The organism is Hartmannibacter diazotrophicus, from assembly GCF_900231165.1.
Lineage (GTDB): Bacteria > Pseudomonadota > Alphaproteobacteria > Rhizobiales > Pleomorphomonadaceae > Hartmannibacter > Hartmannibacter diazotrophicus.
On the sequence record NZ_LT960614.1, the window covers coordinates 285,074 to 305,120 of the forward strand.

General features: G+C 64.0%; 21 protein-coding genes and 1 tRNA gene. 12 read left to right on the forward strand and 10 right to left on the reverse strand.

The genetic code is table 11. From position 1 onward, the window contains the following. Positions 1 to 6: 6 nt before the first annotated feature. Positions 7 to 900, reverse strand: a complete 894-nt coding sequence (locus HDIA_RS01285; RefSeq protein WP_099553643.1) for an SDR family oxidoreductase — start codon at positions 898 to 900, stop codon at positions 7 to 9. Positions 901 to 1,166: 266 nt separating this feature from the next. On the opposite strand from HDIA_RS01285, the gene HDIA_RS01290 reads away from it, so the two are divergent. After that, entirely contained in the window at positions 1,167 to 1,532 is a 366-nt protein-coding gene (locus HDIA_RS01290) for a winged helix-turn-helix transcriptional regulator (protein ID WP_197708142.1), read from the forward strand. Between the two features lie 101 nt (positions 1,533 to 1,633). Here the strand turns inward: HDIA_RS01290 and HDIA_RS01295 are convergent. Then, positions 1,634 to 1,720: transfer RNA gene (locus HDIA_RS01295), tRNA-Leu, on the reverse strand. 328 nt (positions 1,721 to 2,048) lie between these two features. Here HDIA_RS01295 and HDIA_RS01300 point away from each other — a divergent pair. After that, complete coding sequence (locus tag HDIA_RS01300) at positions 2,049 to 3,308, forward strand: ATP-binding response regulator (protein WP_099553647.1); 1,260 nt, start codon at positions 2,049 to 2,051, stop codon at positions 3,306 to 3,308. 177 nt (positions 3,309 to 3,485) lie between these two features. Here the strand turns inward: HDIA_RS01300 and HDIA_RS01305 are convergent, their stop codons facing one another. Then, on the reverse strand, positions 3,486 to 4,496 hold the full coding sequence (locus HDIA_RS01305; RefSeq protein ID WP_162292596.1) for a PAS domain-containing protein: 1,011 nt from the start codon (positions 4,494 to 4,496) through the stop codon (positions 3,486 to 3,488). A 271-nt stretch (positions 4,497 to 4,767) separates the two neighbouring features. Here HDIA_RS01305 and HDIA_RS01310 point away from each other — a divergent pair, with 271 nt between their 5' ends. Further along, positions 4,768 to 6,246, forward strand: coding sequence for a methyl-accepting chemotaxis protein (locus tag HDIA_RS01310; RefSeq protein ID WP_099553652.1), 1,479 nt, complete (start codon positions 4,768 to 4,770; stop codon positions 6,244 to 6,246). A 92-nt stretch (positions 6,247 to 6,338) separates the two neighbouring features. Here HDIA_RS01310 and phbB read toward each other — a convergent pair whose 3' ends face one another. Beyond that, positions 6,339 to 7,067 (reverse strand): acetoacetyl-CoA reductase, encoded by a 729-nt coding sequence (gene phbB, locus HDIA_RS01315; RefSeq protein WP_099553654.1) that lies wholly within the window; start codon positions 7,065 to 7,067, stop codon positions 6,339 to 6,341. 102 nt (positions 7,068 to 7,169) lie between these two features. Beyond that, complete coding sequence (locus HDIA_RS01320) at positions 7,170 to 8,342, reverse strand: acetyl-CoA C-acetyltransferase (protein ID WP_099553656.1); 1,173 nt, start codon at positions 8,340 to 8,342, stop codon at positions 7,170 to 7,172. 420 nt (positions 8,343 to 8,762) lie between these two features. Here HDIA_RS01320 and phaR point away from each other — a divergent pair, with 420 nt between their 5' ends. Together phaR and HDIA_RS01330 are read left to right on the forward strand one after the other, a co-directional pair. Beyond that, on the forward strand, positions 8,763 to 9,353 hold the full coding sequence (phaR, locus tag HDIA_RS01325) for a polyhydroxyalkanoate synthesis repressor PhaR (RefSeq protein ID WP_099553658.1): 591 nt from the start codon (positions 8,763 to 8,765) through the stop codon (positions 9,351 to 9,353). 474 nt (positions 9,354 to 9,827) lie between these two features. Beyond that, on the forward strand, positions 9,828 to 10,226 hold the full coding sequence (locus tag HDIA_RS01330) for a hypothetical protein (RefSeq protein ID WP_157775136.1): 399 nt from the start codon (positions 9,828 to 9,830) through the stop codon (positions 10,224 to 10,226). A gap of 138 nt (positions 10,227 to 10,364) precedes the next feature. Here HDIA_RS01330 and rpmF read toward each other — a convergent pair whose 3' ends face one another. Together rpmF and mtgA are read right to left on the reverse strand one after the other, a co-directional pair. Beyond that, a complete protein-coding gene (rpmF, locus tag HDIA_RS01335; RefSeq protein ID WP_099553662.1) occupies positions 10,365 to 10,550 on the reverse strand; it encodes a 50S ribosomal protein L32 in 186 nt (61 codons plus the stop codon). A gap of 213 nt (positions 10,551 to 10,763) precedes the next feature. Then, positions 10,764 to 11,552, reverse strand: a complete 789-nt coding sequence (gene mtgA / locus HDIA_RS01340) for a monofunctional biosynthetic peptidoglycan transglycosylase (protein WP_099553664.1) — start codon at positions 11,550 to 11,552, stop codon at positions 10,764 to 10,766. Positions 11,553 to 11,777: 225 nt separating this feature from the next. On the opposite strand from mtgA, the gene HDIA_RS01345 reads away from it, so the two are divergent. Next, positions 11,778 to 12,668: a polyprenyl synthetase family protein gene (locus tag HDIA_RS01345; RefSeq protein WP_099558640.1), complete on the forward strand. Its 891-nt coding sequence runs from the start codon at positions 11,778 to 11,780 to the stop codon at positions 12,666 to 12,668. A 1-nt stretch (position 12,669) separates the two neighbouring features. Beyond that, positions 12,670 to 13,317 (forward strand): DUF1345 domain-containing protein, encoded by a 648-nt coding sequence (locus tag HDIA_RS01350; RefSeq protein ID WP_157775139.1) that lies wholly within the window; start codon positions 12,670 to 12,672, stop codon positions 13,315 to 13,317. A gap of 15 nt (positions 13,318 to 13,332) precedes the next feature. Here HDIA_RS01350 and ispG read toward each other — a convergent pair whose 3' ends face one another. After that, positions 13,333 to 14,592 carry a flavodoxin-dependent (E)-4-hydroxy-3-methylbut-2-enyl-diphosphate synthase gene (ispG, locus tag HDIA_RS01355; protein ID WP_099553668.1) on the reverse strand — a complete coding sequence of 420 codons (1,260 nt, stop codon included), beginning with the start codon at positions 14,590 to 14,592 and terminating at the stop codon, positions 13,333 to 13,335. A 34-nt stretch (positions 14,593 to 14,626) separates the two neighbouring features. Further along, a complete protein-coding gene (locus HDIA_RS01360) occupies positions 14,627 to 15,133 on the reverse strand; it encodes a Fur family transcriptional regulator (RefSeq protein WP_245884105.1) in 507 nt (168 codons plus the stop codon). A 248-nt stretch (positions 15,134 to 15,381) separates the two neighbouring features. Here HDIA_RS01360 and HDIA_RS01365 point away from each other — a divergent pair, with 248 nt between their 5' ends. The 5 genes from HDIA_RS01365 (at position 15,382) to HDIA_RS01385 (ending at position 19,835) form a co-directional block, all read left to right on the forward strand. Further along, positions 15,382 to 15,843 (forward strand): WapI family immunity protein, encoded by a 462-nt coding sequence (locus tag HDIA_RS01365; RefSeq protein WP_099553670.1) that lies wholly within the window; start codon positions 15,382 to 15,384, stop codon positions 15,841 to 15,843. 344 nt (positions 15,844 to 16,187) lie between these two features. After that, positions 16,188 to 16,970: a 3-hydroxybutyrate dehydrogenase gene (locus tag HDIA_RS01370; RefSeq protein WP_099553673.1), complete on the forward strand. Its 783-nt coding sequence runs from the start codon at positions 16,188 to 16,190 to the stop codon at positions 16,968 to 16,970. A 114-nt stretch (positions 16,971 to 17,084) separates the two neighbouring features. Continuing rightward, positions 17,085 to 18,119, forward strand: coding sequence for a patatin-like phospholipase family protein (locus HDIA_RS01375; RefSeq protein ID WP_099553675.1), 1,035 nt, complete (start codon positions 17,085 to 17,087; stop codon positions 18,117 to 18,119). A gap of 165 nt (positions 18,120 to 18,284) precedes the next feature. Then, a complete protein-coding gene (locus HDIA_RS01380) occupies positions 18,285 to 19,142 on the forward strand; it encodes an SDR family oxidoreductase (protein WP_099553677.1) in 858 nt (285 codons plus the stop codon). A gap of 135 nt (positions 19,143 to 19,277) precedes the next feature. Next, positions 19,278 to 19,835, forward strand: coding sequence for an HNH endonuclease (locus HDIA_RS01385; protein ID WP_099553679.1), 558 nt, complete (start codon positions 19,278 to 19,280; stop codon positions 19,833 to 19,835). 13 nt (positions 19,836 to 19,848) lie between these two features. Here the strand turns inward: HDIA_RS01385 and HDIA_RS25080 are convergent, their stop codons facing one another. Then, the gene (locus tag HDIA_RS25080; protein WP_157775142.1) at positions 19,849 to 19,992 is read right to left on the reverse strand and encodes a hypothetical protein; all 144 of its coding nucleotides are present in this window, start codon (positions 19,990 to 19,992) and stop codon (positions 19,849 to 19,851) included. Positions 19,993 to 20,047: the final 55 nt, after the last annotated feature.

Sequence of the window (20,047 nt, forward strand, 5' to 3'; positions counted from 1 at the left end):
CTTGGATCAGGCCGCCTTGGCGAAGGCCGCCTTGTTCGCGGCGAGGAAGGCCTTGAGCGTCATCGGCGCCGTGCCGGTGAGCTCCTCCACCGCGTCGGTCTGGATGTTCATCTTGCCCTCGCGCGTGTTGGCGTCGAAGGAGGTCCAGAGCGGGGCCATGAAGTCCGGCACGCCTGCCGCGATCATGCCCTGCGTCAGTTGCTCGTCGCTGACCTGAACGACGGCGATCGGGCGCTCGAACACCTCGCTGACGATCGCCGCGATCTCGGAAACCGTCAGGCTCTCGGGGCCGGTGATGTCATAGGTCCTGGCCGTGGTGTCAGAAGAGGCGAGGGCGGTGGCGGCGGCGCGGGCGCAATCCTCGCGCGACACGTTGGCGATCCGTCCTTCACCGGCGGACGTGAACCACTGCCCCGACGCCAGCACCGGCGGCAGCGGCAAGAACATGTTGTCCATGTACCAGCTGTTGCGCAGAAGTGTGTAGGAGAGGCCGGAGGCCTTGATCGCCTGTTCCGTGCCGAGATGGTCGGGCGCGAAGGGGATGAGGGAATCGTCCGGATTCGGCATCGACGTATAGACGATATGCTTCACGCCGGCCGCCTTGGCGGCGGCAACGGCAGCTTCATGCTGGGCGAGACGCCGGCCTGGCTTGTCCAGAGCGTCGGTGGAAATCAGCAGCAGGCGGCCGACGCCGGCAAAGGCCGCAGACAGCGATGCGGCATCTTCGAAATCGGCGGCCACCACCTTGATGCCCTTGGCGGCAAGATCGGAAAGCTTCGCCGGATCGCGTGTCGCCGCGACGATGCGGCCGGGCGCAACGCCGTTGCTCTCGAGGAGATGGGCGATGACGCGGCGGCCGAGATGGCCGGAAGCGCCGGTGACGAGCAGGGTATCGGACATCGTTCGGTTCCTTCTTTCTGAAGCGGTGCGGCTCCATGCGAGACACCCGCTAGCCGGCTCCGCACGGATGGGGAGCCCTGATCAAGAGTGCCCAGTGCATTCGGATTTGACTGGTTGTCTCTTTCAGTAACCAGGGCTAAAATAGGAACCAAGGACTGTAAAGTACGCAGTTTGAAGACCCTTAGGCACCTGGAAGGAACCACCCCATGGCAGGCGAGAAGGCCGAGGCAGGAACAGAGTCCGGCGCGGACACGAACTTTCAGAAGATGTTTGCGTCCGGCGACTTCAACGCCGCGAATTGCCCGATCCGCGACGTTCTCGACCAGCTTGGCGACAAGTGGAGCACGCTCCTGATCATGCTGCTCGGCGGAAAGCCGCATCGATTCGGGGAATTGCGCCGTCAGATCCCGGATATCTCGCAGCGCATGCTGACCCAGACGCTGCGCGATCTGCAGCGCGACGGTCTCGTCCACCGTGAGGTTTTCCCGACGGTGCCGCCGAGCGTCGAATACAGCCTGACGCCGCTCGGCGCCTCGCTCATCGGCCCGCTCTCCGGCCTCATCGACTGGGCAGCGGCCCATCACGGCGCGATCCGCGAGGCGCGCGAAGTCTACGCCTCCGAGGCGGCGTGAGGCTTGGGACCTCGGGCGGGCTGATGGACGCGCTGCCGACTTCGCGGCGCCCCCTCTGGAGCGAAGCGATCGCAGATCGCGGCAGCGCGAAGAGAAGAAGATGGTGCGGGCGGTCGGACTCGAACCGACACTCTGTCACCAGAACCGGATTTTGAGTCCGGCGCGTCTACCGATTCCGCCACGCCCGCATCTGGTGTGCGATCGGGCCCGGCGAAAGGGGCCGTCGCAAGGTTGCCCGAAGGGCAATTCGCGCGGGACTATACTGGCTTCCCCGGGGGCGTCAACCGCTGAAATCAAAGCCTGAAACCGGCCTGTCGGGCCGAGGCCCGGTCTCCTGTCGCAAGGAGCCTGTTGCAGGCCAGTCCGGCGCTTCCCCTGCGAGCGTCGTTCCCCGCGGTCTCGATGCCTTTTGTCTAAAATGCCCGGCTTTAAGCCGCATTTAATCTTCAAGGCGCAAGGATCCGGCAAAGGTGCCGTTCTTTCGGTGCCGACCGTTTCCCTGCAGCCAGATTGCCCATGCCGCCGACCGATTCCGTTCCCGCTGAAGACGTTGCCGCCGTCGGCCACGAGATTCGCAATCCCGTATCGGCCATGCAGGTGCTGGCCGGGCTGCTGGCCGCAAAGCTGCCCGACGATCCGGAGGCCGAACGGCTGTCGGCCCTGATGACGCTCGCCGCCGACCATGCCCTGACGATGGCCGACGATCTGGTGGCCCTTTCGGCCGGCGACGCGGCAAGGGCGGTGACGGCAAGCCGCTTCGATCCGCAGGCTCTGCTGCGGGAACTCGCCGACCTTCATTCGCCCCTGCTGGCGCAAGGCGCCGGGCGCATTGGCGTCATCGTTGGCGACGGCGTTCCCGAGAGTTTTTCCAGCGATCCCCGGCGCATCCGGCAGGTGCTGTTCAATCTTCTGCAGAATGCCATCCGTCACTCGGGGCAGGGCGGAACGGAGCTGTGGCTGACGGTGGAGGACGACCGCCTCTGTTTCAGTGTCCTCGATCGGGGGCCGAAGCAACGGCCTGCAGGCAACGCGGCAGTCGATGCCGTGGCGGCCCAGCCCGGAGCCGGCATTGGTCTGCGGATTTGCCGTCATCTGGCGAAACTCCTCGGCGGTGACCTCGCGCTGACGCCGCGGGAGGGCGGAGGCATGAGGGCCGATCTGGCCGTGCCGCCTCTGGCGGAAAAGAAAACGCGGCGAAAAGGGCGGCATGCTGCGCCGGTCGCTTCGGCCGCATCTGCGCGTTCACCCTCCCCAGACACCGAACGCGTCGGGACACAGGCGCGCAGGCGCGGCGACGATCGGTCGGATGCGGTCCCCGCAGACATGGGCGGCGCGCAGCGGAAAGGCGACAGGACCATGGTGATGAATCGCACGCAATCGGCAGGCCGGCGGCCCTTCGCCGGCATGGTGGCACTGGTGGTCGACGACAGTCCCATCGCGCTGGCGCTGATGAGCAGCCTGCTGGAGACCTTCGGCTTCGAGGTCGTCACCGCGGCGTCGGGCGGCGAGGCGGCCAATCTTGCCGAAAAAGTCGTGCCGGACATCGTGTTCGTGGACTGGATTCTCGGCGGCGAGAGCGGTGCCGATGTGGTGATGCGGCTCAAGGCCCGCCTCGGCGCGGATGTCCCGCCGGTGATCTGCATCACGGGGCAATCCGGTCTTTCGCAGCAGAAGGCCTTCGCCGCTATCCTGCAGAAGCCCTACAGCCCGCGCGAGATTTTCGTGATGCTGGAGCGCGTGCTGTTACCCGGCGAAATGGCAATGCCGAAAAGCTAGAGCAAATCCAGGAAAAGCATGCCCTCGCGAAGGCGAGGGTGGGAACCGGTTTTCCGCCCGGATTTGCGTGGAGACAAAGACCTAAAGCATTTTCGTGGCTCCGGTTTGAACGGAATGCTCCAGGCCGGCCATCGGCGGCCCCGGATCCGGAGCGTCTGTAAACTCCCGCAGTCCTCGTCAGGGCGACATCGGAAAACCGACGACTGCCATGCCGTCCCGAAGCTCCATCCTGAGGCCATGGCGCCGGAACGTCTCGTGCATGATGTCGAAATAGGTCTGGCTGACGCTTCGGTCGGGATCATCCATTTCCATTCGCCGGATGGTCGATCCCGAGATGCCGCTGACGTCGGCAAGATCGGACACCGACCAGCCAAGCATGGCGCGGGCGGCCCTGATCTGTGCCGGGTGCAGCCTGTGCTCGCCGCTGCCCTCTTCGCCAGCGGGCACGTGATCCTGCAAGGCGCGCGCGTCGGATCCCTGTCTGCGAAAGACGCCGATCCATTCGGCAATGCCGCCCTTCCTGTCTTCAAGCGGCGTGAAACGCCCGGTCACCGCTACGCCTTCATCGTCGGACGAGCGGACACGAAAGCCAATCTCAAAGGGCTCCGGTCTGCGCAGCGATGTCATCCAGACCTTCATCGCCTGCACGCGGTCTTCGGGAACAAGAGCGTTCAGCCAGCCCATCTGCTGGACATCCGCGACCGATTGGCCGGTGAGGGGCAGCCAGCCGTGCTGGCTGACGATCGAGCCCTGGCGATCCGTGATCCAGACGGCCGCGCCAAGGATGTCCGAGGCGAGGTCGAGGTGGCGGCCGGCGAGCTTCAACGAATCGGAGAGAATCTTGCGGTCGGTGATGTCGATGACGACGCCGATGACCTGATGCGGCATCTCGTCGGCGCCGAGATGGATTTCTGCATGGCCCTGGAGCCAGCGCAGCGAGCCGTCGCGCCGCATGATCCGGAACTGCCGATCGAAGATCGTGCTGCCGTCCGCCCGCACCAGAGGCCCGGTGATGTCGAGGTGGTCGTCCGGGTGGATGATGCTCTCGTAGGCAGAGAAGGACGGCTTGGTTTCCTGCGGATCCAACCCGATCAGCCTGTAGAGGCCCGTCGACCAGTGAAGTTCCGTCGCCGTCAGATCCCAGATCCATGTTCCGATCTTCGTCTTCTCCTCGATGAAGCGAAGCATCTGGTAAGAAGACCAACGGGACCTGTTCTTCAGCGCCTTCATAGGTATAACAACTTATATTTTGCAGAAGTTCATTGAATTGTCGAAATTTTACTCCGGAAACGATGTGCCCGTCGATGAAAATCATCCTCAAGGATCAAATTTTGATCCAGAAATGCACCGCTGTCGTGCATACAGTTCAACGGACGGAAAGCCGCCTGCAGCATAATGTCGGATCAGCAAGGCAGGGCCTCGTTGGCCGGCACACATCATACGCGCAGGGGGATTTCCTTTGTTTTCTGTTAGGTCTCAAGATGGAGCCGTCGTCGAGGCGCTGAAACGCTCGCAGGCCGTCATCGAGTTTGATCTCGATGGCAAAATCCTCTCGGCCAACGACAATTTTCTGCGCGCGCTGGGCTATCGGCTGGAGGAACTTGTCGGCCAGCACCACTCGGTCCTTGTTGCGGCCGGCGAACGGGAAACCGCCGGCTACAAGACGTTCTGGGCGGACCTGCGAGCCGGAAAGTTCCAGGCCGGCGAATTCAAGCGGATCGGCAAGGACGGAAAGGAGATCTGGATCGAGGCCTCCTACAACCCCGTCCTGGGACGAAACGGCAAGCCGTTCAAGGTGGTCAAGTTCGCCACCGACATCACGCAGAAGAAGCTGCAATCAGCGGATATTGCCGGGCAGATCGCGGCCCTGAACCGGGCCCAGGCCGCCATCCACTTCACGCTGGACGGCATTGTCACGGACGCCAACGACAACTTCCTGGGGACATTCGGCTACCGACTGGACGAGATCAAGGGCAAGCACCATTCCATGTTCGTCGACGCGGCCGAACGGGACACGCCCGAATACCGTCACTTCTGGGAGGCGTTGCGCCGCGGCGAATTCCAGACGGCCGAGTTCAAGCGTATCGGCAAGGGCGGACGGGAAGTCTGGATCCAGGCGACCTACAATCCGATTTTCGATGACGTGGGGCGTCCGATCAAGGTGGTCAAGTTCGCGACCGATATCACCGCGATGGTTGCCGACCGCTTGCGCCGACGTCACGTTCAGGGCGAAATCAACCGTGAATTGGCCCATGTCAACGATGCCGTGGTGGCGATGAACCAGCAGGCCAGCAGTGTTGCGGCGGCATCGATGCAGACATCGACCAATGTCCAGGCGGTTGCCTCGGGCGCCGAGGAACTTGCAGCCTCGGTCGAGGAAATCAGCCGTCAGGTTTCAAGGGCACACGGCATCTCGAGCCAGGCTGTCACGCAGACCCAGGAGACCAACGTGGTCGTCTCGGGCCTTGCCAGTGCCGCCCAGAAGATCGGTGACGTTGTCGAATTGATCAACACGATCGCGGCGCAGACCAATCTTCTGGCACTCAACGCCACGATCGAGGCCGCCCGCGCGGGAGAAGCCGGCAAGGGTTTCGCGGTTGTTGCTTCGGAGGTGAAGAACCTCGCCACGCAGACGTCCAAGGCGACCGAGGAAATCGGCGCCCAGATCAGCGCGGTACAGTCGACGACGCATCAGGCGGTCGGGGCAATCGAGAGCATCGCGCGGACGATCGCGGAGATCAATGACATCTCGGCCAACATCGCCTCCGCCGTGGAAGAACAGACGGCCGTGACGCGTGAAATGTCTTCGAACATGCACACTGCCGCCCACGGCGTGAATTCGGTCAACGAGGGCATGGGAAGCATCGCCGGTGCGACCGAATTGATCGCCGGCGCAACCGCCAAGGTGCGCGAGGCGTCGTCCACGCTGGCGGCCTGATCGGTCAAGAGACGAAAAGTCCCGGAAAACGGATAAGGGCGCCTCTTGGGGCGCCCTTTTTTATGTGTGAGGGATGCTTATGGCCTGCACAATCAACCGTTGGCGATATACTGCCCGCCGTTGATTGTCAGCACGGCACCCGTCATGAAGCCGGCGGCGTCCGAGGCAAGATAGGCGCAGAGGGCTGCGATTTCCTCGGCCTTGCCGAGGCGTCCCACCGGAATGCCCGCAATGATGCTCTCCAGCACCTTCTCGGGCACGGCCTGCACCATCTCGGTGTCGATATAGCCCGGGCAGATGGCGTTGACGGTGATGCCCTTGCGGGCGTTTTCCTGGGCCAGTGCCTTGGTGAAACCAATGACGCCCGCCTTGGCGGCCGAATAGTTGGCCTGCCCCATCTGGCCCTTCTGGCCGTTGATCGAGGAGATGTTGATGATGCGGCCATGGCCGCGCTCGCGCATGCCGTCGATCACCGGCCGGGTCATCGTGAACATGGAATCGAGGTTGGTCGCGAGCACCTCGCGCCACTGCGTGAAGCTCATCTTGTGGAACATGCCGTCGCGGGTGATGCCGGCGTTGTTGATGAGCACCGAGATCGGGCCGAGTTCGGCCGCGACCTTGCCGAGACCTTCGACGCAGGCCGCCTCGTCCCCGACATCCCACTTGTAGACGTGGATGCCGGTTTCGGCCTTGAAGGCCTCGGCCTTCTCCACGTTGCCGTGATAGGTGGCTGCGACCGTCAGGCCCGCGGCCTGAAGGCCCTTGGCGATCGCCGCGCCGATGCCGCGCGTACCACCGGTGACAACTGCGACTGTCATGATGTGTTTCCCCGTTTTTCTTGGGCCGCGAAAGCGGGAAATCTCCCGCCCGCAGCCGGATGGTGCGTTTTCTTGATTAATGCTGAATGTTGATGGTGAGCCGGCTTAGCGCTCCAGGCACATGGCAACGCCCATGCCGCCGCCGATGCAGAGCGTGGCAAGGCCCTTCTTGGAATCGCGCCGGCCCATCTCGTGCAGGAGCGTCACCAGCACGCGGGCGCCGGAGGCTCCGATCGGATGGCCGATGGCGATGGCGCCGCCGTTGACGTTGACCTTCGAGGTATCCCAACCGAGACCCTTGTTGACAGCGCAGGCCTGGGCCGCGAAGGCCTCGTTGGCCTCGACCAGATCGAGGTCGCCGGTCGACCAGCCCGCCTTGGCGAGCGCCTTCTTCGACGCCGGGATCGGGCCCGTGCCCATGATCTTCGGGTCGACGCCGGCCGTTGCCCAGGCGGCGATGCGGGCGAGCGGCGTCAGGCCGCGCTTTTCCGCCTCCTTGGCGCTCATCAGCACGACCGCAGCGGCTCCGTCGTTGATGCCGGAGGCGTTGCCCGCCGTCACCGATCCGTCCTTGGAAAAGGCCGGACGCAGTTTGCCGACGGTCTCAAGCGTCGTTCCGGCGCGGATATACTCGTCGTCGCTGACGACGATGTCGCCCTTGCGCGTCTTGATGGTGAAGGGCGTGATCTCATCCTTGAACTTGCCGGCCTTCTGGGCCGCTTCCGCCTTGTTCTGCGAGGCGACGGCGAAGGCGTCCTGCTCGTCGCGGGTGATCTGGAACTCCTTGGCGACATTCTCCGCCGTCGTGCCCATGTGGTAGCCGTTGAAGGCGTCCCAGAGGCCGTCCCGGATCATCGTGTCGATCATCTGGAAGTCGCCCATCTTCACGCCGCCGCGAAGATGCGAGCAATGCGGGGCGAGAGACATGCTCTCCTGACCGCCGGCGACGACGATGTCGGCGTCGCCGTTCGCGATCTGCTGCATGCCGAGCGCCACGGCCCGAAGACCCGATCCGCAAAGCTGGTTGATGCCGAAGGCGGTCGCCTCGATCGGAAGACCGGCGTTGATCGCCGCCTGGCGCGCCGGGTTCTGGCCCTGGCCGGCGGTGAGGACCTGACCGAGGATGACCTCGTCGACCTCTTCGGCGCTCACGCCCGCCTTCTCCAGCACCGACGTGATGACGGCCGAGCCGAGGTCGTGGGCCGGGATTGTGGCAAAGGCGCCGTTGAACGAGCCGACTGCCGTTCGGGTTGCGGACACAATGACGATATCGGACATGGTGGACTCCCAGTCTGGCGGCTGCCGCCTGTTCTTTCGGTGGGGATCGGCGTCTTCTTGTGGTGCGCCTTCTTCTTCTGCCTTGCGAGGGCCGCCCGGTCCGAAGTCTTGCGTAAGTGCAAGTACTCGTTCGTATGGTGCGGCGCGTTCGCTAGCACTAGAGGGCGTTTCGGGGCGCTCTGTCAACAGCCTCGCCTGTGGCATTTGGTGGGGATGCGCCAAGCTGTCGCGATGGTCCCGGGAGCCTTGAATCCGTCCGCGGAGAGTTTGGCATGCTGCGCAGCAAAAACGGTTGTCCGCGCTGCAGAAAAGGCCGTAGTGTCATGATTGTGAGGACAGGACGTCGAATGCACGGGCGACAGCTCGGGGGAGGGTCCGGTGTCGTGACACGTGCAAGGCGGGGCGAGGAAAAAGATCCCAATGGCAAAGCAGGACGAACCCACAATCATCAAGAAGTATGCGAACCGGCGTCTCTACAACACCGGGACCAGCACCTATGTGACGCTGGAGGATCTGGCGCAGATGGTGAAGTCGGGAGAGGACTTCGTCGTCTTTGATGCCAAATCCGGCGAGGAAATCACCCGGTCCGTGCTGACGCAGATCATTTTCGAGCAGGAAGGCAAGGGTCAGAATCTCCTGCCGGTGACATTCCTGCGCCAGCTCATCCGCTTCTATGGCGATTCGATGCAGACGCTGGTCCCGAGCTATCTGGAGCAGTCGATCTCCTCTCTGACGCGCGAGCAGGAAAAGTTCCGCCAGCAGCTGTCGCAGACCTTTGGCGGCACCGGGCTGGAGGCGATCGAAGAGCAGGTCCGCCGCAATTCGGAAATGTTCGAGCGGGCGCTTCGCATGTTCATGCCCTTCGGCGCGAACCAGACGGGCGACGAGACGCCGGCATCCGAACCCCCGACGGCCTCTGCCGCAGGGCGCGATTCCGACATCAGCGCTCTGAAAGAGCAGATCGAGGCGATGCAGCGCCGGCTCGACAAGATGGGCGACGAGGGCAAGTGACCGGCCGCCTTTGAGGCCGGGGCGCCGGACGGCGGTCGTCGTCCCGGCTGTGCCACATTGAAACGACCGACGGACGTCGTGCGATCCTTCGCCGATGCGGCCGGTCCCGCGCCGCGATGGCCGGCGAGCGGCGCAAGCCACCATGGCTCGCCCTGCCGCGGACGGCGGAATGGCCGGGCGCATGGACCGGATCCGGGGCAATCGGTCCGGGCTATCGCAGGCAACACCAGGAAAACCGGGCTCTTCAGTCCCTGTCAGGCCGTTTCCTCGCTTGAGGATGCGGCCTGATTTGTTTCTGGCCTGACATTGATTTCCCGAAATTTTCCACTTACCGTTAACCCGATGTTAACCAACGGAGTGCGTGCCGATTCGGCGCCGGGTCGTTTTGCGTCCCTGGCCCTTCGATTGCTCCAGGAACCCTGAGACCGGGAGATGATCAGCATTCTTGTTCCGAAACGGGACGATGGGGGCACAATGAAGGTGACAGGCGTCGGAGAAGTGGGGGTTCGCCCAAGGATCGACCGTCAGCATGTCGCCGGCCGCGTGTCGCCGGCCTCCGCCGACAAGACCACCGTTGGCGAAGAGCGCGACCGCAGCGAAGCCGCCGGCGAGCAGCGCCCCGAAAGCCGTGCACTGGTTGTTGTCGAACAGCCTTCCGTCGGCGAGCGCACGCACTACTCCGGCAATCGCAACTCGTCCGCGCCCTTCCTGACCCAGTTGATCGCCAACCGCGATGGCGGCTCGGTGACGGCCGAGCGCCGTGTCCAGCGCAACGACAATGCGGTGGCGCCGCGCGCGACGAGCGCCTACGCCCAGGCGAACCGGCTTTCCAGCCGCATCGAGCCCGGCTTCCTCTACGCCGTCAGCGCCTGAGGCGACCTTCACCTCTTCCCATTCGAAATGTCTGCTTGCGCGCCGCCGGTGTCTGCCGGCCGGATTTGCGCAACAAAAAAGGCCGGCGAGAGGCCGACCTTCTTGCTCCCCTTTCGGGGCAAGAGACTGACGTCGAAATCAGACGCTGTCCTTGGGCTCCAGAACCTGGCGGCCGCGGTACATGCCGGTCTTCAGATCGACATGATGCGGACGGCGCAGTTCACCCGAGGTCTTGTCTTCGACATAAGTCGGCGCTTTCAGCGCGTCGGCCGAGCGGCGCATGCCGCGCTTCGACGGCGTGGTCTTTCGTTTCGGCACTGCCATGGGTCAAAACTCCATCGTCTGTCCAACGCCCGAACCGTTTGATCGTCCCGGGCGGACGTTGCAGGCGTATATCCACTGGAATGGGTGCGGCTTATACAGCGCTCGGCCGGGTTTGGCCAGAGTGTACGAGCAAAAATTCGCCCGATGCCGCAGAAAAGCGACTCATGCAGTCACGACCGGCCGTTTCGGGCACGGATCGGGCCTCATACACCGTCAGTTCGGGAAGACGCAACTGACATAGGCGCCGGATTTTCTCTCCCGCGTCTCGATCGTGCGGGCGATGGCAAGCTGGCGGCGGCTGGGCTTGGCCGGGTTGCGCACATAGGGATTGGGCAGCGCGGAGGCAAGCAGCGCCGCCTGGCGCCGGGTGAGATCGGCGGCGGACTTGCCGAAATAGTGCCGGGCGGCGGCTTCCGCGCCATAGATGCCCGGCCCCCACTCGGCGATGTTGAGATAGAGCTCCATGATCCGGCGCTTGGACCAGATGGCGTCGGCATAGAGCGCCAGCGGGATCTCCAGTCCCTTGCGGATGTACGAGCGGGACGACCAGAGAAAGAGGTTCTTCACCGTCTGCATCGGGATGGTGCTGGCCCCGCGCGAGGGGCCGTCGTCGTCGGCGCCTTCGATCACGGTCGAAAGGGCGCCCCAGTCCACGCCGACATGCGAGCAGAACTGGCCGTCCTCGCTCATGATGACGGAGCGCACGAGGAAGGGCGAAATCTCGTCGAGGGAAACCCAGTCCCGCTGGTAGAGGTGCAGCGTCACGAGGTCGCGCAGCATCAGCGTCGAGACAGGCGGAGGCACGACGGCGTAGACGGGAACGAGGATGAGGATCAGCCCCACGAGCGCGCCGAAGACGAGAACGACCCGGCGCAGTTGCCGGCGGAACCAGCTTCGGATGGAAGACGGGCGGCTGCTGATGTCCGGCCGGTCGGCTCTGGTCCTCGTCACCGGTTTCGCAGACCGGCTCTTCGACCTGGCTGCCGTTCCCTTTCCCGCCATTGCCCGCCTTTGCCGCCTCGCCTGGGTCCAATGAAAGCGCCGTCACCATATCAGCCCGCGCCGAGGAACTCGACCGCTGTTTACCGGCTTGGGCGGAAGGATATTTTCATCTGTGGACCGGTGCGGCGTCGTCCGCTATGGGAAGCCGGATATGACTGAGCCCAAGGGAACAGGCCTTTGATCGAGCCCGACTTCGAGCATCGTCTTTCCGCCTTTGCCGGCGAGATGGAGACCTTCTTCGTCCCGCTCCTCGCCGATGCGCCTGGCGAGGGCGAGATGGCGCGCCCCGCAAGGCTGATGGCGGCGATGCGCCACGCGGTGCTCGGCGGCGGCAAGCGGCTCCGCCCCTTTCTCGTCGTCGAGACGGCGCGCCTCTTCGGCCGCGAGATCGGCGACAAATCGGGCGACGTCCGGTTTGCGGCGGCGGCGCTCGAATGCGTCCACTGCTATTCGCTCGTCCATGACGATCTGCCCGCGATGGACAACGACGCCCTGCGCCGTGGCCAGCCGACGGTGCATGTCGCCTTCGACGAGGCAACCGCCATCCTTGCCGGCGATGCCCTGCTGACGCTCGCCTTCGATCTTCTGAGCCGGCCGGAGGCCGAAGCCGAGCCGGCCGTGCGTCTGGCCCTTGTCTCTGGGCTGGCGCGGGCCGCCGGGCTTGGCGGCATGGTCGGCGGACAAATGCTGGATCTGGCCGCCGAAGGACGTTTCGATCCTGTGCGTCGGGCGCTCGGCGAAGACGAGATCCGCCGCCTTCAGGCCATGAAGACCGGCGCGCTGCTTCGCTATGCCGTCGAGGCGGGCGCAAGGCTTGGCCGTGCGGAAGACGCCGAGCTGGCCGCGCTGATCCGCTTCGGCGAGATCACCGGCCTCGCCTTCCAGCTTGCCGACGATCTGCTCGACGAGACGCAGGACGCAAGCGTCATGGGCAAGGCGACGGCCAAGGATGCCGGCAAGGGCAAGGGAACGCTCGTGTCGCTGCATGGGATCGAGATGGCGCGCCAGACGCTGGGCGATCTCGTCGCCGAAGCGGAGGCCCTGCTTGAGCCCTTCGGCGCCCACGCCGATGTGCTCAAGGCCGCGGCGCGCTTCGTTGCGTTGCGGGATCGCTGAGATGATCCCATCCTACCGGCTCCACAAGCGGCTCTATGCCAGTGCGGTGGTGGGGCTTGTCGTGGCGGCCTTTTGGTCGGTCTTTGGCGATCGGCTCGTCGGCCCGCTCATCGGCTGGAATTGCGCCGTCCTCAGCTATCTCGCCCTCATCGGCTTCCGCTTCGCAGAAACGGATGTGGACGGAATCCGCCGGCGCGCCGCCATTGAGGACGAAGGTGCGATGGCGCTGCTCGGCCTCAGCATTGCGGCGGCGCTGGCAAGCCTCGGCGCCATCGTGATGCTGCTCGTCGGCGGCAAGACCGGCGACAGCGCCCTGAAGGGCGTCGACATGGCCCTGGCGGTCGCCACGATCTTTCTCTCCTGGGCCTTCGTGCAGGCGATCTTCGCCATTCACTACGCCCATGAATATTACGCGCCTGCCCCAAACGGCGAGATCGCCGGCGGGCTTGAATTTCCCGGCGGGCAGAACCCCGACTATCTCGATTTTCTGTATTTTTCCGCAGTCATCGGCGCGACGGCCCAGACCGCCGATGTCGGCATGTCGAGCCGGCGCTTCCGCCGCCTCGGCCTTGCCCACGGCACGCTCGCCTTCGTCTTCAACACCACGATCCTGGCGCTGCTGGTCAACATCGGCGCCAGCCTGCTCTGAGAGCCGTACGCCAGCTTATTCGGCAGCGTCCTGCGTGCCCTTCACCGGCCCGCCCCAGCGCTTCTCGATATAGTCGATGACGAGTTCGCGGAACTCCTCCGCGATGCGCGGGCCGCGCAGGGTCATTGCCTTCTCGCCGTCGATGAAGACGGGGGCGGCCGGCGTCTCGCCGGTGCCGGGCAGCGAGATGCCGATGTCGGCATGCTTCGATTCGCCGGGACCGTTGACGATGCAGCCCATGACCGCGACCTGAAGCGCCTCGACGCCGGGATATTTCGTCCGCCAGATCGGCATCTCGTCGCGGATCTGGTTCTGGATCGTCTGCGCGAGTTCCTGGAACACGGTGGAGGTGGTCCGCCCGCAGCCGGGGCAGGCGGCGACGATCGGAACGAAGGACCGGAAGCCCATCACCTGCAGCAGTTCCTGCGCCACCTGCACCTCGCGGGTGCGGTCGCCGCCGGGTTCGGGGGTGAGCGAGATGCGGATCGTGTCGCCGATGCCCTGCTGCAGCAGGAGGCCCATCGACGCCGACGAGGCGACGATGCCCTTGGTGCCCATGCCCGCCTCGGTGAGGCCGAGATGCAGTGCATGGTTGGAGCGCCGCGACAGCTCCGCATAGACCGCGATGAGATCCTGAACCTGGCTGACCTTGGCCGAGAGGATGATCTTCTCGCGGGCAAGGCCGATGTCTTCGGCCCGCTCGGCCGAGAGCAGCGCCGATTGCACGATTGCCTCGCGCAGGACCTCCTGCGCCGTCAGCGGCGAGCCGTTCGCCTGGTTCTCGTCCATCAGACGCGTGAGGAGATCCTGGTCGAGCGAGCCCCAGTTGACGCCGATCCGGACCGGCTTGTCATAGCGGATCGCGGTCTCGATGATCTGGGTGAACTGCGTGTCGCGCTTGGCCTTGAAGCCGACATTGCCGGGATTGATGCGATATTTGGCGAGCGCCTCGGCGCAGGCCGGATGATCGGCGAGCAGCTTGTGGCCGATATAGTGGAAGTCGCCGATCAGCGGCACGTCGACGCCGAGCCGGTCGAGCCGCTCGCGGATTTTCGGCACGGCGGCGGCCGCCTCGTCGCGGTCGACCGTGATGCGCACGAGTTCCGACCCGGCGCGGGCAAGGTCTGCAACCTGCTTCACCGTGGAATCGACGTCGGCCGTGTCGGTGTTCGTCATCGACTGCACGACGACGGGCGCGTCGCCCCCGACAAGAACATTGCCGACGCGGACGGGCACGCTGTGGCGGCGGGGCAGGGGCGTGGTCAGGAGGCTCATGCAGGATCGTTCCGGGATGAAATCTTGGGTCGTGTCATTGTGCCTTGGCGGCGTCGGTTGCCTCTTGCTCAAGGCAGTTGCGGCAACGGCCGCGCAGTTCCAGTACCGCCGAATTCACCTGAAAGCCGGTCGCGGCGGCAATCGCCGCGATCCTTGCCGACAGATCGCCGGGTTCGGCCTCGACGGCAACGCCGCAGGTCTCGCACAGCAGGAAGACGGCATTGCTTCCCTCCGCCGCATGATCGTGCGAACAGACGACAAAGGCATTACGGCTCTCGATGCGGTGGACGATGCCGTTCTCGATCAGGAAGTCGAGCGCACGGTAGACCGAGACGGGACTTGGTCGCTTGTCCGTCAGCGCGATCTTGTCGATGAGCTCGTAGGCCGTCAGCGGCACGTGGTCGTCCAGCAGGGCGTTCAGCACCTGGCGGCGCGGCGCCGTCATCCGAAGCCCCTGGCGCTCGCACGCCTTCTCGACACGGCGCAGGGTCTTTTCCTGGCAGTGGCCGTGGTCATGATCGTGATCATGGGCATCAAGCACAGCGTCAAGGATCCTCGAGCGTTCGGCGCAGCACTCATATAGCGCGTCGAGGACGCAGAAAAAAGCTTGGCCTGCGAGTTGAAGCGTTGTGGTCCCGCCGCCGGCCGACCCGCCAGTCGATCATTACAGGAAGAATGAAGAACGTTCGATTTTCGGTAGCATTTTTCCGGGCATGATCGGGCAGGCTGCGTTTCGGTCTGCAAGGACTCATCGCTGTCGAATTTTCCGCCGCAGAGAGGCTTGGCTGGATGACGGATGCTCCTCACGAAACGTGTGACCCAGACCTGACTATTGCGGGCCTGTCGATATGGGTTTGGGAGTCGGTCAGTCGAGGTGACAACTTCTGGGATGCGAACTGGCTGAACAGTACTATTCGTGTCGAGGCCTTTGGCTCAAATGTCGAGGTGAAAGGCACGACCATCCACTTGTCCGACTTGTTGTTCCTGCGCAGTGAAATTCGAAAACTGGCCGGTCATTTTCCGGGCAGCTTCACGCTCAATTTCTCCGAGCCATATCTGTCGCTGGACTTCGAGTGCGACAAGTTGGGGCACGTGAACATAGTCATTCGCATCACGCCGAATTGTTACGAGCAGAAGCATGAATATCGATTTGCCGCCGATCAAACCTGCTTTGGCGTGGTGATGGACCAACTACGGCGCGTTATTGCGAAATTTCCTGCAACAGGGACGTTGCCTCAACAGTTTCGCTAGCGGCCTGCGACTCCGAATTTCCTGCCTGGCGCGTGGCTGCAGGCGCCTCCGCGCGCACTTGTTATTCTCGTCGCCGGGAGTCTCGGCCGTTCCTTTCGCCAAGCGGCGCCGAACCGTCCAAGACCTCTCCGGCAGGATCGATTAAGTCAACGCATCGTGATGCCTGGCCGATGGATAGGCAAAATACCGATCACCAGATATTGCATTGCACACAGCTTCGATGGACGATTGCCCGAGTGCCGATTGTCGATCGCGTTCCCGCCGCTTGTCGAAGCACGAGGCCGACCGTTTCGGGGGTCCCACCCTCAAGATTCCGATGACTCCAGACATCAAGGAGATTTCCCATGCTGAAGGGCAAATCCGCCGTCGTGACCGGCTCCACCTCCGGGATCGGCCTCGCCATGGCCACGGCCTTTGCCAAGGCCGGCGCCAACGTGATGCTGAACGGTTTCGGCGACAAGGCCGAGATCGAGAAGACGCGTGCCGATCTTGAGAAGGAAGCGGGCGTCACCGTGCTCTACTCGGCGGCCGACATGACGAAGCCGGCGGAGATCGCCGCCATGATCGCCGATGCCGAGAAGGCCTTCGGCCGCCTCGACATCCTCGTCAACAACGCGGGCATCCAGTTCGTCTCGCCGGTGGAGGAGTTCCCGATCGAGAAGTGGGACCAGATCATCGCGATCAACCTCTCCTCCGCCTTCCACACCATCCGCGCCGCTGTGCCCATCATGAAGAAGCAGAAGTGGGGCCGGATCATCAACACCGCCTCGGCCCATGCGCTGGTCGCCTCGCCCTTCAAGTCGGCCTATGTCTCGGCCAAGCACGGCATCGCCGGCCTCACCAAGACCATCGCGCTGGAAGTCGCCACCGACGGCATCACGGTCAACGCCATCGCGCCGGGCTATGTCTGGACGCCGCTCGTTGAAAAGCAGATCCCCGACACCGCCAGGGCGCGCGGTATCACCGAGGAGCAGGTGAAGAACGACGTCATACTCGATGCGCAGCCGACGAAGGAATTCGTCACCGTCGAGGAGGTCGCCGATCTGGCGCTGTATCTGGCCGGCGATTCGGCCCGCTCGATCACCGGCGCGGTCCTGTCGATCGACGGCGGCTGGACGGCCCAGTGACGTCCTCCCGTTAACGCCCGAAACATCGCGGTCCTGATCGGACGCCTGGCCGACGGCCCATGCTGTCGCCTGGTGCGGACGCTGTAGCGTGCCGCCTGATGAAGGAGCCTGCTCATGAAAAACGGTCGCTCTCGCAGCCGGAAACCCGTCAACCTCGCCCTCCAGGGCGGCGGCGCCCACGGTGCCTTCACCTGGGGCGTGCTCGACTGCCTGCTGGAGGACGACCGCCTCGACTTCGAGGCGATCTCAGGCACCAGCGCTGGCGCCATGAACGCCGTGGTGATGGCCGCCGGCATCGTCGAGGGGGGGCGTGAGGGCGCGCGGGCGGCGCTGGAACGCTTCTGGCGCTCGGTCAGTCTCGAAGGCGGCCTTGGCGGCCAACGCACCCCGCTGATCGACACCTGGCTCGACGCCTGGAAGATGCCCTTCGACCTGCCGCGTTTTCCCTTCTTCGATATGCTCTCGCGTGTCGCCAGCCCCTACGATCTCAATCCGCTGAACATCAACCCCTTGCGCGACCATCTCGTCAGCCAGGTGGACTTCGCCAAGGTCCGTGCCTGCAAGCAGACGAAGCTCTACATCTCCGCCACCAATGTGCGCACGGGCAAGATCAAGGTCTTCACCAACGGCGAACTCTCGCCCGACGCCGTGATGGCCTCCGCCTGCCTGCCCTTCGTCTTCCATGCGGTGGAGATCGACGGCGAGCACTATTGGGACGGCGGCTACATGGGTAACCCGGCGCTCTTTCCCTTCTTCGGCGTCAGCAAGACCTTCGACACGCTTCTGGTCCAGATCAATCCGGTCGAGCGGCCGGAAGTGCCGCGCGAGGCGCAGGCCATCGTCGAGCGCGTCAATGAGATCACCTTCAACGGATCGCTGTTGCGGGAGTTGCGCGCCATCGATTTCGTCAACCGCCTGATCGACGAGCAGCGGCTTGATCCCGGCCAATACCAGCGCAATTTCATGCATCGCATTGCCGGCGCGGACGAGCTTGCCGCCTTCGGCGCCGCCACGAAGATGGACACGTCCTTTGCCTTTTTCGTCAAGCTGAAGGACATCGGCCGTCGCGCGGCCGAGCGTTTCATGACCGCGCATTTCGACGACATCGGCCGGCGTGGCACGCTCGACCTTAGGGATGTCTTTATGTGACAGCGCATGTCGCCCGAAAAGCCTGTCCCCGCGTAGGCGGGGATGGGAACCGGTCTCGCAACGATCACGCCCGACGAAGGAAAGCGGTGACGCGCCCCACCCGAAGCCGTATGAGTGCAGTGCGTCGGAAGGCGCATGACTCCGGCAAGGGAAGAGGGCAGCGAAATGGCAGCAAAGGGCCGCGTCATCCTGATCACGGGCGCCTCGTCGGGCATTGGGCTCGCGGCGGCAACCATTCTGGCCGGGCGCGGCTGGACGGTTTTTGCGACCGCGCGGCAGCCTGAGGATATCGCCCGCCTTGACTCGATCGACGGCGTGACCGGTCTTTTCCTCGACTACACCCAGCCGGACTCGATCCGTGCCGTGGTCGAAGCGGTCCGGGCGGCGGGCAGTGGGCGCATCGACGCGCTCTTCAACAATGGCGCCTACGGCCAGCCGGGCGCGGTGGAAGATCTGACGACCGACGTTCTGAAACGGCAGTTCGAGGCCAATTTCTTCGGCTGGCACGAACTGACGCGGCAGGTGGTGCCGATCATGCGGGCGCAAGGGTCGGGCCGGATCGTGCAATGTTCCTCGATCCTCGGCTTCATCGCGCTGAAGTATCGCGGCGCCTACACGGCCTCCAAACATGCGCTGGAGGCACTCACCGACACGCTGCGGCTGGAGCTTGCCGGGACCGGCATCGAGGTCTCGTCGATTCGCCCCGGACCGATCGCAACGAAGTTCGTGCCGACGAGCCTGAAGATGTTCCGCGCCAACGTCGACATCGATGCGTCGCCCCATGCGGAGATCTATCGCCGCCGCCTTGCGCGCATGGAACGCGGCGGGGCGAGCCGCTTCAAGCTGCCGCCGGAGGCCGTCGTCGACTGCCTGGTCCACGCTGTCGAGAGCAGCCGCCCGCGGCCGTATTACAGTGTGACGACGGCGACGAAGATCATGGCTGTCCTCAAGCATCTGCTGCCGGAGCGGGCGTTCATCACCGTGACGAAACACATTTCCGACAACGAGGCGGGAGAGAGCTGAGGATATCCCCCGGGGAAAAAGCGCTTGCGACTTTTGTTTTATCGGGGATGCTTCACAGACCTGACATGCACGCTATACATTATGCGCGCGGTCTCTCGTGGGTGACCCACGAGATTCGGTGGAGGGAAGCGAGAGGTGACGATCGCAGTCTCGCCGGATGGACATCCGGCCCTGGTCTTGAATGCCGATTATCGGCCCTTGAGTTATTATCCCCTGTCATTGTGGTCGTGGCAGGACACGGTGAAAGCTGTGTTTCTCGACAGGGTCAATATCGTCTCCGAGTATGAGACGACGGTACGAAGTCCGACCTTCGAGTTTCGATTACCCTCGGTCGTCTCGCTCAAGACCTACGTTCATCCCTCCCGACATCCCGCCTTCACCCGATTCAACGTCTTCCTCCGCGACCGTTTCCAGTGCCAGTACTGTGGCTCTCGCGAGGAATTGACCTTCGATCACCTCATCCCGCGCTCCCGGGGCGGCCAGACCACCTGGGACAACGTGCTGGCGGCCTGCTCTCCCTGCAATCTGAAAAAGGCCAACAAGTCGCTGAAGGAAGCGGGCATGCATCCCTACCAGATGCCCTATCCGCCGACCGTGCAGGACCTTCACAACAACGGCCGACTCTTCCCGCCGAACTACCTGCACGAAAGCTGGCTCGATTTCCTCTACTGGGATACCGAACTCGATCCCTGATCGCGGCAGGCAGTCAGAAGCAGCCCGCAAGCCCCGAAATCAGCCGTTCTGCATAAATCGCCATGCCGTGGCGCATGTTGAGCGCGATCGCGGCGCCGAAGAGGGCGGAAAAGACGATCACCCCGGCGAGCGCAAGCCGCGACTGCCCCGCGCGCATGGGGGGCTTGCCTGCCTCTGCGGGCTGTCGGACGTGATCGGGTGCGCTCATGAAG

Coding starts and splice junctions, on each gene's coding strand:
- rpmF (WP_099553662.1), bottom strand. CDS start 10,550: ATGGCAGTGCCGAAACGAAAGACCACGCCGTCGAAGCGCGGCATGCGC.
- mtgA (WP_099553664.1), bottom strand. CDS start 11,552: ATGGCGGGAAAGGGAACGGCAGCCAGGTCGAAGAGCCGGTCTGCGAAA.
- HDIA_RS01330 (WP_157775136.1), top strand. CDS start 9,828: ATGAAGGTGACAGGCGTCGGAGAAGTGGGGGTTCGCCCAAGGATCGAC.
- HDIA_RS01320 (WP_099553656.1), bottom strand. CDS start 8,342: ATGTCCGATATCGTCATTGTGTCCGCAACCCGAACGGCAGTCGGCTCG.
- HDIA_RS01285 (WP_099553643.1), bottom strand. CDS start 900: ATGTCCGATACCCTGCTCGTCACCGGCGCTTCCGGCCATCTCGGCCGC.
- HDIA_RS01305 (WP_162292596.1), bottom strand. CDS start 4,496: ATGCTTCGCTTCATCGAGGAGAAGACGAAGATCGGAACATGGATCTGG.
- HDIA_RS01345 (WP_099558640.1), top strand. CDS start 11,778: ATGGAGACCTTCTTCGTCCCGCTCCTCGCCGATGCGCCTGGCGAGGGC.
- ispG (WP_099553668.1), bottom strand. CDS start 14,592: ATGAGCCTCCTGACCACGCCCCTGCCCCGCCGCCACAGCGTGCCCGTC.
- HDIA_RS01365 (WP_099553670.1), top strand. CDS start 15,382: ATGACGGATGCTCCTCACGAAACGTGTGACCCAGACCTGACTATTGCG.
- HDIA_RS01300 (WP_099553647.1), top strand. CDS start 2,049: ATGCCGCCGACCGATTCCGTTCCCGCTGAAGACGTTGCCGCCGTCGGC.
- HDIA_RS01375 (WP_099553675.1), top strand. CDS start 17,085: ATGAAAAACGGTCGCTCTCGCAGCCGGAAACCCGTCAACCTCGCCCTC.
- HDIA_RS25080 (WP_157775142.1), bottom strand. CDS start 19,992: ATGCGCGCGGGGCAGTCGCGGCTTGCGCTCGCCGGGGTGATCGTCTTT.
- HDIA_RS01370 (WP_099553673.1), top strand. CDS start 16,188: ATGCTGAAGGGCAAATCCGCCGTCGTGACCGGCTCCACCTCCGGGATC.
- HDIA_RS01380 (WP_099553677.1), top strand. CDS start 18,285: ATGGCAGCAAAGGGCCGCGTCATCCTGATCACGGGCGCCTCGTCGGGC.
- HDIA_RS01290 (WP_197708142.1), top strand. CDS start 1,167: ATGTTTGCGTCCGGCGACTTCAACGCCGCGAATTGCCCGATCCGCGAC.
- phaR (WP_099553658.1), top strand. CDS start 8,763: ATGGCAAAGCAGGACGAACCCACAATCATCAAGAAGTATGCGAACCGG.
- HDIA_RS01350 (WP_157775139.1), top strand. CDS start 12,670: ATGATCCCATCCTACCGGCTCCACAAGCGGCTCTATGCCAGTGCGGTG.